Genomic DNA, 17,405 nt, shown 5'->3' with positions numbered 1-17,405 from the left:
AATCATCACATGACGGTAGCGATCCCAATATTAGTCAAAAATTAAACTCTCGCCGCCCTATACTCACGCAACACCGCACCCGCTGGCGGCAGGCATAATGACCATGACGATTCTTCAGGAATCGGGAGAGATAAAATGACGTTGCCCTTTAAGCCCCATGTAATTGCGCTGGTATGCAGCGCAGGGTTATTTGCCGCTTCGGGTGTGTTGTATGTAAAAAGCCGCACGCCCGAAGCCCCGCTTCAACCCGCTCCCGTTGCTGTGCAGCCGCAGCCGACCGCCGCCGCGGAACCTGAAGCAAAAGCCGCGTTTACCGCAGCGCAAATCGATCAATGGGTCGCCCCGATAGCGCTCTACCCTGACTCGCTGCTTTCTCAGGTGCTGATGGCCGCCACCTATCCGGCGAACGTGGTTCAGGCAGTACAGTGGTCGCATGACAACCCAACCCTGCAAGGCGATGCGGCAATACAGGCCGTCTCCGGTCAGCCCTGGGACCCGAGCGTGAAATCACTGGTGGCGTTTCCCCAGTTGATGGCGCTGATGGGCGAAAACCCAACGTGGGTGCAAAACCTTGGCGACGCTTTTCTGGCCCAGCCGCAGGACGTCATGGACGCGGTGCAACGGTTGCGTTTACTGGCGCAGCAAACCGGCTCGCTGAAATCCACGCCGCAGCAAACGGTCAGCAGCACGCCGAAGCAGAGCGCCGCAGCTACGCAGGCGACCGCCGCCGCTAACGTACAGAGCACGACGCCGACGGTGATCAAAATTGAGCCCGCCGATCCACAGGTCGTCTATGTTCCCAACTATAATCCCGCGACCGTTTACGGCGCCTGGCCGAACACCGCTTACCCGCCCGTGTATCTGCCGCCGCCTCCCGGACAGCAATTCGCCGACAGTTTCGTGAAAGGCTTTGGTTATAGCCTCGGCGTCGCCACCACCTACGCGTTGTTCAGCAGCATCGACTGGGACGACGATCATCATCACCACGACGATGACCATCACCACCACGATGATAACGACCATCACGGCGGCAATGGCTACCAGCACAACGGGGATAACATCAATATCAATGTGAATAACTTCAATCACATTACCGGGCAAAATCTCAAAGGGCAGACAATGGCCTGGCAGCACAACCCGGCGTATCGCAACGGCGTGCCCTATCAGAACAACGCGGTGTCCCAACGTTTTCATCAAACCGATGTCAGCGGCGGGTTAAGCGCTACTCAACAGACGCCAGCCTCCCGCGACGGCCAGCGTCAGGCGGCGATGGCGCAATTCCAGCAGCATAGCCACGCGTCTCCCGCCACGCGAACCCAACCACCTGGCGCGACGTCCCGCGATGCTCAGCGCAAAGCGGCCTCGCAGCAGCTAAACCAGATTGCCCAGCGGAATAACTATCGCGGCTACGACACCCGGCAAGACAGCGTTCACAGGGAGTCGGTTCAGTCACATTCACTGTCACAGCAGCAACGGGAGACCGTTCACCAGCGCGTCGCATCCGCCACGCCGCAGCAGCGTCAGACCTTCCGGCAGAACCATGCCAATGTGTTCAGCGGTAACGACAGCCGTTCGCCCTCCTGGCAATCTCAGCAGCAGCGCGGCCAGCAGAGTCGTCACGTCGGCAATCTCAATACTGAACAGCGTGCCGCTGCGCGTGAACACCTTTCCGAGCGCCATGAATTTCGCCGTCGTTAACCGGAGTCGATGATGAAAAAAATCCTGTTAAGCACCCTGCTGCTGTCGTTGCCGTTATTGAGCTACGCGCAACAACGTTTCCCTTCGCCTGATGACGCGGCAACGGCGTTCGCGACCGCAGTCGCCACGCAAAACGAGGCGCAGTTGACGGCGCTATTGGGCGATAACTGGCGACAGTTTCTGCCGCAGGAAGGCGCCGATCCCGAAGCCGTTGCTCGCTTTAACCGCGACTGGAAAATCAACCACCGTATCGTGCAGCAAGGCGATACCGCGCACCTGAACGTCGGGCGCGACGAGTGGCAACTGCCTGTACCGATGATGAAAGATGCTGATGGCTGGCATTTTGATATGGCGGCCGCTCAGGACGAGATCCTCACCCGCGCCATCGGCCGCAATGAACTGTCGGCGATAGAAGCGATGCGCGCCTATGTGGATGCCCAATACGATTACTGGCAACGCAAACAGAGGTTCGCGACAAAACTCATCAGTAGCAAAGGTCAGCAGGATGGACTGTACTGGCCGGCACAACCCGGCGAGATGCCCAGCCCGTTAGGCCCGGCATTCAGTCCTTCGGCACCCGGTGAGGGTTATCACGGCTACCATTTCCGCATTATTCCCGATAGCACAGAGAACGGTTTCGCCCTGCTGGCCTGGCCGGTAATTTGGGGGAAGACGGGCGTCATGAGCTTTATGGTGAATCAGGACGATAAGGTGTATCAGGCGAACCTGGGAAAAGAGACGGAGAAGAACGTCGCGACAATCAATAAATTCAATGCCGATGCCCACTGGCAGACCGTTGAGTAAAAGCGGTTATCAAAGATTACAGGCCGGATAAAGCGTTGATGCCGCCATCCGGTAAAACCCGGGTCAGGATTTACCCCAATAAAAAAGCGGCCGCTAAGCCGCTTTTTCTTTATCCACTCAGAAGATTATTTCTTCTTCGCTTTCGGGTTCGGCAGGTCAGTGATGCTGCCTTCGAACACTTCGGCTGCCAGGCCAACGGACTCGTGCAGAGTCGGGTGAGCGTGGATAGTCAGCGCGATGTCTTCAGCATCACAGCCCATCTCGATCGCCAGACCGATTTCGCCCAGCAGCTCGCCGCCGTTGGTGCCGACAATCGCGCCACCGATAACACGGTGAGACTCTTTGTCGAAAATCAGCTTGGTCATACCGTCTGCGCAGTCAGAAGCGATAGCACGGCCAGACGCTGCCCACGGGAAGGTGGCGGTTTCGTAGCTGATGCCTTTCTCTTTCGCTTCTTTCTCCGTCAGACCTACCCATGCAACTTCTGGCTCAGTGTAGGCGATGGACGGAATAACTTTCGGATCGAAGTAGTGTTTCTTACCGGCGATAACTTCAGCGGCAACGTGACCTTCGTGAACACCTTTGTGCGCCAGCATCGGCTGACCGACGATATCGCCGATAGCAAAGATGTGCGGTACGTTAGTGCGCAGCTGTTTGTCTACGCGGATGAAGCCACGGTCGTCAACTTCTACGCCAGCCTTGCCAGCATCGAGGTTTTTACCGTTCGGCACACGGCCGATAGCCACCAGCACCGCATCGTAACGCTGTGCTTCTGCTGGTGCTTTTTTGCCTTCCATGGAAACGTAAATACCGTCTTCTTTCGCTTCAACGGCAGTCACTTTGGTTTCCAGCATCAGGTTGAATTTCTTGCCGATGCGTTTGGTGAAGACTTTAACGATGTCTTTGTCAGCCGCCGGGATAACCTGGTCGAACATTTCAACCACGTCGATCTCTGAACCCAGCGCATGGTACACCGTACCCATTTCCAGACCGATGATACCGCCGCCCATAACCAGCAGACGTTTCGGTACGGATTTCAGTTCCAGTGCGTCGGTGGAGTCCCAGACGCGCGGATCTTCGTGCGGAATAAACGGCAGTTGGATCGGACGGGAACCTGCTGCAATAATCGCGTTGTCGAAGTTGATCACGGTTTTGCCGTTCTCGCCTTCCACTTCCAGGGTGTTGGCCCCGGTGAATTTACCCAGACCGTTTACCACTTTCACTTTACGGCCTTTCGCCATACCAGCCAGACCGCCGGTCAGCTGAGTGATAACTTTCTCTTTCCAGGTACGAATTTTGTCGATATCGGTTTTCGGCTCGCCAAAAACGATACCGTGTTCAGCCAGTGCTTTGGCTTCTTCGATAACTTTTGCTACGTGCAGAAGAGCTTTAGAAGGGATACAGCCGACGTTCAGACAAACACCGCCGAGGGTGTTGTAACGTTCTACGATTACGGTTTCCAGACCTAAATCAGCGCAACGGAAGGCAGCAGAGTAACCTGCCGGGCCTGCCCCAAGTACCACGACCTGAGTTTTGATTTCAGTACTCATCATGACCTCTTAATTTATTCCCGGCGATCCCTGGTCTTGTCGCCCATCATCCACCGGGTCGTTCTATCCGCCCGTATTTTACAAAATTGTTAACAATTTTGAAACAACAAACGGCAACCGATTTGTCTTTCGCACGATAACCTCACTCACTTCATGAGATTACCAGAAAAAAGCCGGCCGTCAGGCCGACTTTTTTGCTTGCTTACATCACCAGACGGCGAATGTCAGACAGCGTGTTGTTGATGATGGTGATAAAGCGAGCACCATCAGCACCGTCAATCACGCGGTGGTCGAAGGAGAGAGAAATCGGCATCATCAGACGCGGAGTAAACTCTTTACCATTCCACACCGGTTCCATTGCGGACTTAGAAACGCCGAGGATAGCCACTTCCGGCGCGTTCACAATCGGCGCGAAGTGGGTGGTGCCCAGGCCGCCGATGCTGGAGATAGTAAAGCAACCGCCCTGCATTTCGCCAGCGGTCAGCTTACCATCACGCGCTTTCTTAGAGATGGTCGTCAGTTCACGGGACAGCTCAGTAATGCTCTTCTTGTTCACATCTTTGAACACCGGAACAACCAGACCGTTCGGCGTGTCGACCGCGACACCAATGTTGATGTACTTCTTCAACGTCAGGCGCTGACCGTCTTCAGACAGAGAGCTGTTGAAGCGCGGCATCTGTTCCAGAGCAGAGGCAACGGCTTTCATGATGAAGACCACTGGCGTGAATTTCACGTCCAGCTTACGTTTTTCAGCTTCCGCATTCTGCTGCTTACGGAACGCTTCCAGATCGGTGATATCCGTTTTGTCGAAGTGCGTAACGTGCGGGATCATCACCCAGTTACGGCTCAGGTTAGCACCAGAGATTTTCTGGATGCGGCCCAGTTCAACTTCTTCCACTTCACCAAACTTGCTGAAGTCCACTTTCGGCCACGGCAGAAGACCTGGCAGAGAACCGCCGGTTGCGCCCGCTGGCGCGGATTCAGCGCGCTTGATAGCGTCTTTCACGTAAGCCTGAACGTCTTCGCGCAGGATACGACCTTTACGGCCAGTACCCTTCACTTTCGCCAGGTTAACGCCGAACTCGCGCGCCAGGCGGCGAATCAGCGGGGTCGCGTGAACGTAAGCGTCATTTTCAGCAAACTCAGATTTGCCTTCCGCTTTTGCCGCAGGCGCAGCAGCCGGTTTAGCGGCCTGAGCAGGTGCAGCGGCAGGTGCCGGAGCAGCAGCAGCCGGAGCCGCGGCAGGGGCAGCGCCTTCCACTTCGAAGACCATAATCAGAGAGCCGGTAGACACTTTGTCGCCAACGTTAACTTTCAGCTCTTTAACCACGCCCGCGAACGGCGCCGGCACTTCCATAGAGGCTTTGTCGCCTTCTACGGTGATCAGCGACTGTTCAGCTTCCACTTTATCGCCGACTTTAACCATCACTTCGGTGACTTCAACTTCGTCGCCGCCGATGTCCGGTACGTTAACGTCTTTCGCGCCAGCCGCTGCTGCCGGAGCCGCCGCTGCTGGTGCTGCCGCCTGAGCGGGCGCAGCAGCAGGCGCAGCGCCCGCCACTTCGAAGACCATGATCAGAGAGCCGGTAGACACTTTATCGCCAGCGTTGACTTTGATCTCTTTAACCGTACCCGCGAACGGCGCCGGCACTTCCATAGAGGCTTTGTCGCCTTCTACGGTGATCAGCGACTGCTCAGCCGCAACGGTGTCGCCCACTTTGACCAGGATCTCGGTGACTTCAACTTCGTCGCCGCCGATATCCGGTACGTGTACGTCTTTCGCTGCCGCAGCAGCAGGAGCGGCTGCCGGAGCGGCTTCTTTCTTCTCTTCTGCCGGAGCAGGCGCAGCGTCAGCTGCACCGTCGGCGGAATCGAAAATCATGATAAGTGCGCCCGTCGCGGTTTTGTCGCCAACAGAGACTTTAATCTCTTTAACGACGCCCGCCTGCGGCGATGGAACTTCCATAGAGGCCTTGTCGCCTTCTACGGTGATCAGCGACTGTTCAGCTTCAACTTTGTCGCCCACTTTGACCAGGATCTCGGTGATTTCAACTTCATCAGCCCCGATGTCCGGTACGTTGATTTCGATAGCCATTATTCTTTTACCTCTTACGCCAGACGCGGGTTAACTTTATCTGCATCGATGTTGAATTTGGTGATGGCTTCCGCTACCACTTTCTTATCGATTTCGCCACGTTTAGCCAGCTCGCCCAGAGCCGCAACAACCACATAAGATGCATCCACTTCGAAGTGGTGACGCAGGTTCTCACGGCTGTCAGAGCGGCCGAAACCGTCAGTACCCAGTACGCGGTAATCATCAGCCGGTACATAAGTACGAACCTGCTCGGCGAACAGTTTCATATAGTCAGTCGATGCCACTGCCGGCGCGTCGTTCATTACCTGGGCAATGTACGGAACGCGTGGAGTTTCCAGCGGGTGCAGCATGTTCCAGCGCTCACAATCCTGGCCATCACGCGCCAGTTCAGTGAAGGAGGTGACGCTGTAAACGTCAGAACCTACGCCGTAATCTTTCGCCAGGATCTCTGCTGCTTCGCGAACGTGACGCAGGATAGAACCGGAGCCCAGCAGCTGAACTTTACCTTTCTTACCTTCGAGGGTTTCGAGTTTGTAGATACCTTTACGGATACCTTCCTCAGCACCTTCCGGCATGGCTGGCATGTGGTAGTTTTCGTTCAGCGTGGTGATGTAGTAGTAAACGTTCTCTTGTTTCTCACCGTACATACGCTCCAGACCATCGTGCATGATGACCGCAACTTCGTACGCGTAAGACGGATCGTAAGAGATACAGTTCGGGATAGTCAGAGACTGAATGTGGCTGTGACCATCTTCGTGCTGCAAACCTTCGCCGTTCAGCGTCGTACGACCGGAAGTACCACCGATCAGGAAGCCGCGCGCCTGTTGGTCACCTGCTGCCCAGCACAGGTCGCCGATACGCTGGAACCCGAACATGGAGTAGTAGATGTAGAACGGGATCATCGGCAGGTTGTTGGTGCTGTAAGAGGTCGCAGCGGCCAGCCAGGAAGAACCTGCGCCCAGCTCGTTGATGCCTTCCTGCAAAATCTGACCTTTCTCGTCTTCTTTGTAGTAAGCAACCTGCTCACGGTCCTGCGGGGTGTACTGCTGGCCGTTCGGGCTGTAAATACCGATCTGACGGAACAGGCCTTCCATACCGAAAGTACGCGCTTCGTCGGCGATGATCGGAACCAGACGATCTTTGATCGACTTGTTTTTCAGCATCACGTTCAGGGCACGAACGAAAGCGATAGTGGTGGAGATCTCTTTGTTCTGCTCTTCCAGCAGCGCGCCGAAGTCTTCCAGGGTCGGCAGTTCCAGCTTCTCAGTGAAGTTCGGCTGGCGGCTCGGCAGGTAGCCGTGCAGTTTCTGACGCTGTGCGTGCAGATAAGTGTGCTCTTCAGAACCTTCCGGGAAGGTAATGTACGGCAGTTTTTCGATGTCAGCATCGGATACCGGCACGTTGAAACGATCGCGGACGTAACGAACGCCGTCCATGTTCATTTTCTTAACCTGGTGCGCGATGTTTTTACCTTCGGCAGTATCACCCATGCCATAACCTTTGATGGTATGGGCCAGGATTACTGTTGCTTTGCCTTTGGTTTCCTGCGCTTTTTTCAGTGCAGCGTAGACTTTCTTCGGATCGTGACCACCACGGTTCAGTGCCCAGATCTGCTCATCAGTCCAGTCAGCAACCAGGGCTGCGGTTTCTGGATATTTACCGAAGAAGTGCTCACGTACGTAAGCGCCATCTTTGGATTTGAAGGTCTGGTAGTCGCCGTCAACGGTTTCGTTCATCAGTTGGATCAGTTTACCGCTGGTGTCTTTACGCAGCAGCTCATCCCAACGACCGCCCCACATCACTTTGATCACGTTCCAGCCAGCGCCGTCAAAGATGCCTTCCAGTTCGTTAACGATTTTGCCGTTACCGGTTACCGGGCCGTCCAGACGTTGCAGGTTACAGTTGATGATGAAGACCAGGTTGTCCAGTTTCTCACGGGTGGCGATGGTGATAGCCCCTTTGGATTCCGGCTCGTCCATCTCGCCGTCGCCCAGGAAAGCGTAAACGGTCTGTTTGGACGTGTCTTTCAGACCACGGTGTTCCAGATATTTCAGGAATTTAGCCTGGTAGATCGCACCGATTGGGCCCAGACCCATAGATACGGTCGGGAACTGCCAGAATTCCGGCATCAGTTTCGGGTGCGGGTAGGAAGAGAGGCCTTTGCCATGAACTTCCTGACGGAAGTTGTCCATCTGCTCTTCAGTCAGACGGCCTTCCAGGAATGCGCGTGCATACACGCCCGGGGAGATGTGGCCCTGGAAGTATACCAGGTCGCCGCCATCCTGCTCATTGCGTGCGCGGAAGAAGTGGTTGAAGCAAACATCATAAACAGTTGCGGAAGACTGGAAGGAAGCCATGTGGCCACCCAGTTCGAGGTCTTTTTTAGACGCACGCAGTACGGTCATGATGGCGTTCCAGCGGATAGCTGAACGGATACGACGCTCCAGTTCCAGATTGCCCGGGTATTCCGGTTCATCTTCAACGGCAATAGTGTTTACATAGTTGCTAGCCCCTGCACCTGCCGCTACTTTCACGCCGCCTTTGCGGGCTTCAGAAAGAAGCTGGTCAATCAGATACTGAGCACGCTCAACACCTTCTTCACGGATGACCGATTCGATCGCCTGTAGCCAGTCGCGAGTTTCGATCGGATCCACGTCATTTGGGAAACGTTCTGACATGGGGGTATTCCTTATCTATCTAATACGTTGATTTGTCTGGAACCTGTCCCATTGAGCTTTCGCCAGAAAGCGCAATAAGACAGGTTCTGCGTTTAGTTGCCGCGCGCTATAATTTGCGCTTGATTTACAACATCTTCTGGTTAACGTTCTGCCAGAAAAATCACTAATTCTTTCGTTGCTCCAGACGGCGTAAGGCGCGTTCACGACGGCTTTCCTCACGGCTTCTGTCCAGGAGAATCTCTTCGATAAACGCCAGGTGACGATGCGACGCTTCACGCGCATCGATCGGATTACCGGCGATGATCGCTTCAAAAATACGGGTACGATGACTGCTCACCAGCGGAAGCATCTCCCGGCGCGCATACAGCAATTCAAAGTTCTGACGAACGTTTTGCGCCAGCATCGGCTCCATACACCTTAGCAGATGGAGCAGCACCACATTGTGCGCCGCTTCGGTGACAGCGATTTGATACTGGAGAACCGCGTCGGATTCGGCATCCAGATCGCCGGACTGTTGTGCAAGCTCGATGGCATGATGGAGTTCACGAATGCGGGTTTTGTCTTCATCCGTGCTACGCAATGCCGCGTAATAAGCGGCAATGCCTTCCAGCGCATGGCGCGTCTCAAGCAGGTCAAATTGGGATTCAGGATGATCGGAGAGCAGTTCTACCAGTGGGTCGCTAAAGCTCTGCCACAGACTGCTCTGCACAAAAGTTCCGCCGCCCTGGCGACGAAGCAGCAAACCCTTCGCTTCGAGACGTTGGATCGCCTCGCGTAAAGAGGGGCGGGAGACGTCGAACTGTTTAGCCAGTTCACGTTCCGGTGGGAGTTTTTCGCCGGGGCGCAAAGTCCCCTCAAGAATTAAAAACTCCAGCTGCTGCTCAATCACATCGGATAGTTTTGGTTGGCGGATTTTGCTGTAGGCCATGATTTCCTGTCTTAAGCCATTTGCCCGGAGTCAATTGGTCTTACCAATTTCACGTTCGTGACGCTAAAGTAACAAAGTATTCACCTTCTGTCCATACAGGTTTTGATTGAAATCAGTAAACCACGCACATTTTAACAAGATTACAGAAATAACGTTTCAAAGATGTAACTATGCACAAATGTTAAATTTACTCCCCTGGGAGTAGATTTAACGTAATTGAAACGAAGAAAAATTTTATCTGAACCGATTCAACCGCTTATTTAATGCTTTTATATTCACAAATAATGAATAAATATTTATCAGCTAAAATTTGAGGTGGGAGAGGTGGTATTTACAAATGGTTTCTTTTTATTCAACTCGTCATCGTCCCTTCATAAAGCAGGTGCATTAACGCCCGCATACCATTATTCTTTAGCCGACGAAAGACTTTCGGTAACAATTAAGATTTCATCAGCGTAAACATATTAATACAACAAATGGAATTGCAAACTTACACACGCGTCACTGCGTAGTTCAAAAATAACCACACACGAGGTTTCATGATGGAAGGTCAACAGCATGGCGAGCAGCTAAAGCGCGGTCTTAAAAACCGCCATATCCAGCTAATCGCCCTGGGGGGCGCAATCGGTACCGGGCTGTTTCTGGGCAGCGCATCCGTTATCCAGTCAGCAGGGCCAGGGATTATTCTGGGTTATGCCATCGCGGGCTTTATCGCTTTTCTGATCATGCGTCAGTTAGGTGAAATGGTGGTTGAAGAGCCGGTTGCCGGTTCGTTCAGCCACTTCGCCTATAAATACTGGGGCGGATTTGCAGGCTTCGCTTCCGGCTGGAACTATTGGGTGCTGTATGTGCTGGTTGCGATGGCGGAACTGACGGCGGTCGGGAAATACATTCAGTTCTGGTGGCCTGAAATCCCCACCTGGGTCTCCGCTGCGGCCTTCTTTGTGCTCATCAACGCCATCAACCTGACCAACGTGAAAGTGTTTGGTGAGATGGAGTTCTGGTTTGCCATCATTAAAGTTATCGCAGTGGTGGCGATGATCCTCTTCGGCGGCTGGCTGCTGTTTAGCGGCAACGGCGGCCCGCAGGCAACCGTGCGTAACCTGTGGGAACAGGGCGGCTTCCTGCCGCATGGCTTCACCGGGCTGGTCATGATGATGGCGATTATCATGTTCTCCTTCGGCGGACTGGAGCTGGTCGGGATCACGGCGGCGGAAGCGGACAACCCGGAGCAAAGCATTCCGAAAGCGACGAACCAGGTTATCTACCGTATTTTGATTTTCTATATTGGTTCGCTGGCGGTGCTGCTTTCTCTGCTGCCGTGGACGCGCGTAACGGCGGATACCAGCCCGTTTGTCCTGATCTTCCACGAACTGGGCGATACCCTCGTAGCCAACGCGCTGAATATCGTGGTACTGACTGCGGCGCTGTCCGTCTATAACAGCTGCGTATACTGCAACAGCCGTATGCTGTTCGGCCTGGCTCAGCAGGGCAACGCGCCGAAAGTGTTTTTAAGCGTGGATAAACGCGGCGTGCCGGTGAACACCATTCTGGTTTCCGCACTGGTTACCGCGCTCTGCGTGCTGATTAACTATATGGCGCCGGACTCGGCATTCGGCTTGCTGATGGCGCTGGTGGTCTCTGCTCTGGTGATCAACTGGGCAATGATCAGCCTCGCGCACATAAAGTTCCGTCGCGCCAAACAGCAGCAGGGAGTGAAAACTCGCTTCCCGGCGCTGTTCTACCCGCTGGGTAACTGGGTCTGCCTGCTGTTTATGGCGGCGGTGCTGGTCATTATGCTGATGACGCCAGGCATGGCCATCTCGGTCTACCTGATTCCAGTGTGGATTGTCATTCTGGGCGTTGGCTATCTGTGTAAACAGAAAACCGCAAAAACCGTTAAAGCGCATTAATCCCCACAGCCCTCACTCGCAAGAGTGAGGGTTGCAACCTGCCTCACATTTTCCTCTGTATAGCCATTTTATCCATATCAGCGGCGTTATCCTGCAACGCAATTACTTCGCTTGCGCAGAATAATTCTCTACATCATCTGATGGGAGACGTTTCAATGGAAAAGGGTAAGCTGTCGATAAAAGAAAAAATCGGCTATGGCATGGGGGACGCCGGATGCAACATCATCTTTGGCGCCATAATGCTGTTTGTTAACTATTTTTATACAGATATTTTTGGGCTGGCTCCCGCTCTGGTCGGCGTATTACTCCTCTCCGTTCGCGTGATTGATGCCGTTACCGACCCGATTATGGGCGCAATCGCCGATCGTACCCAAAGCAAATACGGGCGATTTCGTCCCTGGCTACTGTGGATTGCCTTCCCTTATGCGCTGTTCAGCATCCTGATGTTCACCACCCCGGAATGGACATATAACAGCAAGGTTATCTATGCGTTTGTCACCTATTTCCTGCTGTCGATTACCTACACCGCCATCAATATTCCCTACTGCTCATTAGGCGGCGTCATCACCAACGATCCGCAAGAGCGCGTGGCCTGCCAGTCATACCGCTTTGTGCTGGTCGGGATTGCCACTCTGCTGTTGTCATTAACGCTGCTGCCGATGGTGGAGTGGTTTGGCGGCGATAATAAAGCCAAAGGCTACCAGATGGCGATGACCGTACTGGCGATTATCGGCATGTGCATGTTCCTGTTCTGCTTTGCCACCGTTCGTGAACGCATTCGTCCCGCCGTTCCTACCCATGATGACATGAAGAACGATTTCAAAGACGTATGGAAAAACGATCAATGGGTGCGCATCCTGCTGCTGACATTGTGCAACGTCTGTCCGGGGTTTATCCGCATGGCGGCAACCATGTATTACGTGACCTGGGTAATGGGACAAAGCACTCACTTCGCTACCCTTTTCATTAGCCTCGGCGTGGTGGGAATGATGATCGGCAGTATGCTGGCGAAAGTGCTGACCGACCGCTGGTGCAAACTGAAGGTCTTCTTCTGGACCAATATCGCGCTGGCGCTGTTCTCCTGCGCCTTTTACTTCTTCGATCCAAAAGCCACTACGCTTATCGTGGTGCTCTACTTCCTGCTTAACATCCTGCATCAGATCCCTTCCCCGTTGCACTGGTCGCTGATGGCAGACGTCGATGACTACGGCGAATGGAAAACCGGCAAGCGCATCACCGGCATCAGCTTTTCCGGCAACCTGTTCTTCCTGAAACTGGGCCTGGCGATTGCCGGAGCAATGGTCGGTTTCCTGTTATCCTGGTATGGCTACGACGCTGGCGCCAAAGCGCAGAGCGACACGGCAATCGGCGGTATTGTTCTGCTCTTCACGGTGATCCCCGGCGTCGGCTATCTGATCACCGCCGGCGTGGTTCGCCTGCTGAAAGTGGATCGCGAACTGATGAAACAGATTCAGAAGGACCTGGAAAAACGCCGCGCCAACTACCGCGAGCTCAACGATGACCCGCAATTTAACGTCGCTGAAACAGTAAGGAAAGCCTGATGCAAAACTGGCCCAACCCGTTTATTGAACAACGCGCCGATCCGTTTATTCTTCGCGACGGCAACCATTATTACTTTATCGCCTCGGTGCCGGAGTATGACCGGCTGGAGATCCGTCGGGCAAAATCGCTGGAAAACTTACGCACCGCCTCCCCTGTCGTTGTCTGGCGTAAACCTGAAAGCGGCCCGATGTGCGAGCTTATCTGGGCGCCAGAGATTCACCGCATCGACGGCAAGTGGTACATCTATTTCGCCGCCGCGCATACCCAGGCGCTCGACAAACTGGGAATGTTCCAGCACCGTATGTTTGTCCTGGAGTGTACAGATGCCGACCCACTCAGCGGCGTCTGGGAAGAAAAAGGTCAGATCAAAACACCATTTGATACCTTCGCGCTGGATGCCACGACTTTTAGCCATCAGGGAAAACAGTGGTATTTGTGGGCGCAGAAAGCGCCGGATATCGCCGGAAATTCCAATATCTATCTTGCCGGGCTGGAAAATCCGTGGACGATCAAAGGCGCGCCGGTGATGCTCAGCAAGCCGGAATATGACTGGGAGTGTCGGGGTTTTCGCGTCAATGAAGGGCCTGCGGTTATCACGCACGGCGATAAGCTGTTTATCAGCTATTCCGCCAGCGCCACCGACGAAAACTACTGTATGGGTCTGCTGTGGATTGATATGCATGCCGATCCGCAAAACCCGGCAAACTGGCACAAATCACCGCGTCCGGTCTTTACCACCAGCAATGAAAACTGCCAGTATGGGCCAGGGCACAACAGCTTTACCCAAACGCCGGAAGGCGATGATGTACTGGTCTACCATGCGCGAAATTATACGGAGATTGAAGGCGATCCGCTGTACGATCCGAACCGTCATACCCGCCTGAAGCTGATTCGCTGGGACGAAAACGGAATGCCAGATTTTGGCATCCCGCCTGCGGATACCGTCTGAGCACGTTGCCCGGCGGCGCTACGCTTGCCGGGCCTACAGTCCGTGCAAACGTAGGCCGGATAAGCGCAGCGCCATCCGGCAAAACGACATTACACCAGCGCTCCGTAAATGGTCAGAAGTGCGATCGCCACCACCACCACCAGAGACGTTTTCTTCGCCATTGAGACAGCGGCTTTCGGCGTTTCGACCTTATCCGTGTGCGGCTCGCGGGCCAGTGAGAACTGCGCCAGACGCGTCAACACCTGGTACTGAGACGTGCGCAGATCCGCCAGCGAAACAAACCAGGCAGGCAGCGCTTTCTCGCCATGCCCCAGCAGCGCATAAACCACGCCAGCCAGACGCACCGGAATCCAGTCCAGAACATGAAGAATCGCGTCAATGCCGGACTGCAAACGTTGATGCGGCGTTTGATAACGCGCCAGCCAAGACTGCCAGGCGCGCAGAAACGCATAGCCGACCAGCGTCACCGGCCCCCACGGGCCGCCGATAATAAACCAGAACAGCGGCGCCAGATAAAAGCGGAAATTTATCCAGAGCAGCGCATTTTGCAGCTCGCGCAAAAACTCCCGTTCGTTGCAGTCTGGCGGCACGCCGTGGATCAGCGTCAGTTCGTTAGCCATCGCTTCACGGGCATGGGCATCATTACGGGAAGCCGCGTTCAGGTACGCGTGATAATGCAGACGAACCTTCCCTGCGCCAATACACAACACACCAATCAGTATCCAGACCACCAGCGTGGGAGCGTTAAACAGTAAACCTTCCAGCGCACGCAGCAGCAGGAACGTCACCGCCATCGCAACAATCGTCATCCCCAGCGTACGCACCATCGAAAAATGCGTCGTCCGGCGGAACAGCACCTCCAGTCGGTGGTCGAGGTGCCAGTGCTCACCCAGCTTGAACAGGCGCTCAACAATCAGCACCAGTAATGTCGTAAACAGCGTCATGTCATCTCCTTGTGTGACGAGGCGGTGACCAGCGCGCGAAACTTCGCCCAGTCGAAAGACGGACCGGGATCGGTTTTACGCTCAGGCGCAATATTGCAGTGTCCGGTCATGTTGTCGGCTATCGCCGGGTAAAGCGCAATCAGCGTGCGCGTCACGGCGGCCAGTTGCTGATACTGCGCATCGGTATAAGCCAGCGTGTCCGTTCCCTCCAGCTCGATACCAATGGAAAAATCATTACAGCGCTCACGCCCCTGATAGTTCGACACGCCCGCATGCCAGGCACGCTTATCGAAAGGGACATACTGCACAATTTCGCCATCACGGCGAATCAGACAATGTGCCGAAACGCGCAAATGGGCAATCTCGGCAAAAAAAGGATGGGCAGCGGGATCGAGTGTTCCGGTGAATAGCGCATCAATCCACGGACCGCCAAACTCGCCCGGCGGCAGGCTGATATTGTGCACCACCAGCAAAGAAGGGGTTTCGTCATCCGGGCGGCAGTCAAAATGAGGAGAGGGGACGCGTCGCGCCTCCGCCAGCCAGCCCTTGTCTAACAGCATACAGAACCTCCTTTTATATGGTGCAGTTATCCGGTTCAGAGTAGCATGTTTCTACCTTATGATTCGTTACCAATTTGGAGTTTTATCATGCCGCCTCGCCGCTACAACCCTGACTACCGACGTGACGCGCTGTTGGAACGCATAAATCTGGATATCCCCACCGCTGTCGCCCAGGCGCTGCGTGAAGATTTAGGCGGAGAAGTTGACGCAAATAACGATATTACCGCGCAGCTTTTACCGGAGAACACCCGTTCTCACGCCACGGTGATTACCCGTGAAGATGGCGTATTCTGCGGAAAACGTTGGGTAGAAGAGGTCTTTATTCAACTGGCCGGCGATGATGTCAGCATCACCTGGCGCGTACAGGACGGCGACAGCATTAAAACCAACCAGCCGCTGTTTGAACTGGACGGCCCGTCTCGCATCCTGCTGACCGGCGAGCGCACCGCGTTGAACTTTGTTCAGACGCTTTCCGGCGTCGCAAGCGAAGTCCGTAAATACGTTGATTTGCTGGCGGGGACAAAAACGCAACTGCTGGACACCCGCAAAACCCTGCCGGGTCTGCGAACCGCATTAAAATACGCCGTATTGTGCGGCGGCGGCGCGAATCACCGTCTGGGGCTTTCCGACGCCTTTCTGATTAAAGAGAACCACATCATCGCTTCCGGCTCAGTGCGCCAGGCGGTCGAGAAAGCCTTCTGGCTGCATCCTGATGTGCCGGTTGAAGTTGAAGTTGAGAATCTGGATGAGCTGGACGACGCGCTGAAAGCGGGCGCAGACATCATCATGCTGGATAACTTCGAAACGGATCAGATGCGTGAAGCGGTGAAACGCACCAACGGACAGGCGCGGCTGGAAGTTTCCGGCAATGTCACTGATGAAACCCTGCGCGAATTTGCCGAAACCGGCGTGGATTTTATCTCCGTTGGCGCGCTGACCAAACATGTGAGAGCGCTCGATCTCTCCATGCGTTTTCGCTAACGCCGGATTGTCATGCCCGATGGCGCTTTGCTTATCGGGCCTACAAATGATGCAAATCCCTGCCGATAATGCCCGATGGCGCTCCGCTTATCGGGCCTACAAATGATGTAAATCCGTAGGCCGGATAAGGCGTTTACGCCGCCATCCGGCACATTTTTTCGGGCGGCCTCGCAAACCTGCTGCCTTGCTATGCAACCCGCCAACAATCTTCTGAATCCCCTTTCCCGTTTCGATTTTTGCCGCTCGCGGATCATATCCTGCGTTTGCCAAAGTAGCGCCTGTTAACTCAAGGAGCAGACAATGGACAAACAACGCGGATTTACGCTTATCGAACTGATGGTGGTGATCGGCATTATCGCCATCCTGAGCGCCATCGGCATTCCGGCCTACCAGAACTACCTGCGCAAAGCCGCACTGACGGATATGTTGCAGACATTCGTACCTTACCGCACCGCCGTCGAACTCTGCGCGCTAGAACACGGCGGCATTGCAACCTGCGACGCCAGCAGCAACGGCATCCCCTCTCCGACCACCACCCGCTATGTCTCTGGCATGAGCATAGAAAAAGGCGTGGTAATGCTCACCGGGCAGGAGAGCCTCAACGGTCTGAGCATCACCATGACGCCCAACTGGGATAACGCCAACGGCATCACCGGCTGGACGCGCAGTTGCAACATCCAGAGCGACAGCGCGCTGCAACAGGCCTGTGAAGATGTTTTCCGCTTTGACGCCAGCTAAGGAG

General features: G+C 54.6%; 13 protein-coding genes. 7 read left to right on the top strand and 6 right to left on the bottom strand.

The window, feature by feature from the left end; all coding sequences use genetic code 11:
- The first annotated feature begins 135 nt into the window (after nt 1-135).
- Together OGV67_RS17220 and OGV67_RS17215 are read left to right on the top strand one after the other, a co-directional pair.
- Entirely contained in the window at nt 136-1,698 is a 1,563-nt protein-coding gene (locus tag OGV67_RS17220) for a DUF3300 domain-containing protein (RefSeq protein WP_115615124.1), read from the top strand.
- A gap of 12 nt (nt 1,699-1,710) precedes the next feature.
- Complete coding sequence (locus OGV67_RS17215) at nt 1,711-2,502, top strand: DUF2950 family protein (protein ID WP_286465796.1); 792 nt, start codon at nt 1,711-1,713, stop codon at nt 2,500-2,502.
- A gap of 125 nt (nt 2,503-2,627) precedes the next feature.
- On the opposite strand, the gene lpdA is transcribed toward OGV67_RS17215, so the two are convergent.
- The 4 genes from lpdA to pdhR form a co-directional block, all read right to left on the bottom strand.
- Complete coding sequence (gene lpdA, locus OGV67_RS17210) at nt 2,628-4,052, bottom strand: dihydrolipoyl dehydrogenase (protein ID WP_047463778.1); 1,425 nt, start codon at nt 4,050-4,052, stop codon at nt 2,628-2,630.
- A gap of 202 nt (nt 4,053-4,254) precedes the next feature.
- On the bottom strand, nt 4,255-6,147 hold the full coding sequence (gene aceF / locus OGV67_RS17205) for a pyruvate dehydrogenase complex dihydrolipoyllysine-residue acetyltransferase (protein ID WP_115615126.1): 1,893 nt from the start codon (nt 6,145-6,147) through the stop codon (nt 4,255-4,257).
- Between the two features lie 14 nt (nt 6,148-6,161).
- Nucleotides 6,162-8,825 (bottom strand): pyruvate dehydrogenase (acetyl-transferring), homodimeric type, encoded by a 2,664-nt coding sequence (aceE, locus tag OGV67_RS17200; RefSeq protein WP_012134048.1) that lies wholly within the window; start codon nt 8,823-8,825, stop codon nt 6,162-6,164.
- Nucleotides 8,826-8,988: 163 nt separating this feature from the next.
- Nucleotides 8,989-9,753: a pyruvate dehydrogenase complex transcriptional repressor PdhR gene (gene pdhR, locus OGV67_RS17195; RefSeq protein WP_012134049.1), complete on the bottom strand. Its 765-nt coding sequence runs from the start codon at nt 9,751-9,753 to the stop codon at nt 8,989-8,991.
- A gap of 539 nt (nt 9,754-10,292) precedes the next feature.
- On the opposite strand from pdhR, the gene aroP reads away from it, so the two are divergent.
- From aroP to OGV67_RS17180, 3 genes are all read left to right on the top strand, one after another.
- A complete protein-coding gene (aroP, locus tag OGV67_RS17190; RefSeq protein WP_012134051.1) occupies nt 10,293-11,666 on the top strand; it encodes an aromatic amino acid transporter AroP in 1,374 nt (457 codons plus the stop codon).
- A 155-nt stretch (nt 11,667-11,821) separates the two neighbouring features.
- Entirely contained in the window at nt 11,822-13,228 is a 1,407-nt protein-coding gene (locus OGV67_RS17185; protein WP_047458898.1) for a glycoside-pentoside-hexuronide (GPH):cation symporter, read from the top strand.
- Nucleotides 13,228-14,178, top strand: coding sequence for a glycoside hydrolase family 43 protein (locus tag OGV67_RS17180; RefSeq protein WP_115615127.1), 951 nt, complete (start codon nt 13,228-13,230; stop codon nt 14,176-14,178). The genes OGV67_RS17185 and OGV67_RS17180 overlap by 1 nt, the downstream gene beginning before the upstream one ends.
- 89 nt (nt 14,179-14,267) lie before the next feature.
- Here OGV67_RS17180 and ampE read toward each other — a convergent pair whose 3' ends face one another.
- Nucleotides 14,268-15,122, bottom strand: coding sequence for a beta-lactamase regulator AmpE (gene ampE / locus OGV67_RS17175; RefSeq protein WP_115615128.1), 855 nt, complete (start codon nt 15,120-15,122; stop codon nt 14,268-14,270).
- The gene (gene ampD / locus OGV67_RS17170) at nt 15,119-15,682 is read right to left on the bottom strand and encodes a 1,6-anhydro-N-acetylmuramyl-L-alanine amidase AmpD (RefSeq protein ID WP_012134055.1); all 564 of its coding nucleotides are present in this window, start codon (nt 15,680-15,682) and stop codon (nt 15,119-15,121) included. Before ampD ends, ampE begins: the two co-directional genes overlap by 4 nt.
- 87 nt (nt 15,683-15,769) lie before the next feature.
- Between ampD and nadC the strand changes: the two genes are divergently transcribed.
- Nucleotides 15,770-16,663 (top strand): carboxylating nicotinate-nucleotide diphosphorylase, encoded by an 894-nt coding sequence (gene nadC / locus OGV67_RS17165; protein ID WP_104869076.1) that lies wholly within the window; start codon nt 15,770-15,772, stop codon nt 16,661-16,663.
- 300 nt (nt 16,664-16,963) lie between these two features.
- Nucleotides 16,964-17,401 (top strand): prepilin peptidase-dependent pilin, encoded by a 438-nt coding sequence (ppdD, locus tag OGV67_RS17160; protein WP_047458901.1) that lies wholly within the window; start codon nt 16,964-16,966, stop codon nt 17,399-17,401.
- Nucleotides 17,402-17,405: the final 4 nt, after the last annotated feature.

Source organism: Citrobacter sp. CK188 (genome assembly GCF_030333525.1).
Lineage (GTDB): Bacteria > Pseudomonadota > Gammaproteobacteria > Enterobacterales > Enterobacteriaceae > Citrobacter_B > Citrobacter_B koseri.
The sequence above is the reverse complement of the archived record's forward strand: the minus strand, read 5'-3'. Positions and strand labels throughout refer to the sequence as shown.

Coding starts and splice junctions, on each gene's coding strand:
- OGV67_RS17220 (WP_115615124.1), top strand. CDS start 136: ATGACGTTGCCCTTTAAGCCCCATGTAATTGCGCTGGTATGCAGCGCA.
- OGV67_RS17215 (WP_286465796.1), top strand. CDS start 1,711: ATGAAAAAAATCCTGTTAAGCACCCTGCTGCTGTCGTTGCCGTTATTG.
- lpdA (WP_047463778.1), bottom strand. CDS start 4,052: ATGAGTACTGAAATCAAAACTCAGGTCGTGGTACTTGGGGCAGGCCCG.
- aceF (WP_115615126.1), bottom strand. CDS start 6,147: ATGGCTATCGAAATCAACGTACCGGACATCGGGGCTGATGAAGTTGAA.
- aceE (WP_012134048.1), bottom strand. CDS start 8,825: ATGTCAGAACGTTTCCCAAATGACGTGGATCCGATCGAAACTCGCGAC.
- pdhR (WP_012134049.1), bottom strand. CDS start 9,753: ATGGCCTACAGCAAAATCCGCCAACCAAAACTATCCGATGTGATTGAG.
- aroP (WP_012134051.1), top strand. CDS start 10,293: ATGATGGAAGGTCAACAGCATGGCGAGCAGCTAAAGCGCGGTCTTAAA.
- OGV67_RS17185 (WP_047458898.1), top strand. CDS start 11,822: ATGGAAAAGGGTAAGCTGTCGATAAAAGAAAAAATCGGCTATGGCATG.
- OGV67_RS17180 (WP_115615127.1), top strand. CDS start 13,228: ATGCAAAACTGGCCCAACCCGTTTATTGAACAACGCGCCGATCCGTTT.
- ampE (WP_115615128.1), bottom strand. CDS start 15,122: ATGACGCTGTTTACGACATTACTGGTGCTGATTGTTGAGCGCCTGTTC.
- ampD (WP_012134055.1), bottom strand. CDS start 15,682: ATGCTGTTAGACAAGGGCTGGCTGGCGGAGGCGCGACGCGTCCCCTCT.
- nadC (WP_104869076.1), top strand. CDS start 15,770: ATGCCGCCTCGCCGCTACAACCCTGACTACCGACGTGACGCGCTGTTG.
- ppdD (WP_047458901.1), top strand. CDS start 16,964: ATGGACAAACAACGCGGATTTACGCTTATCGAACTGATGGTGGTGATC.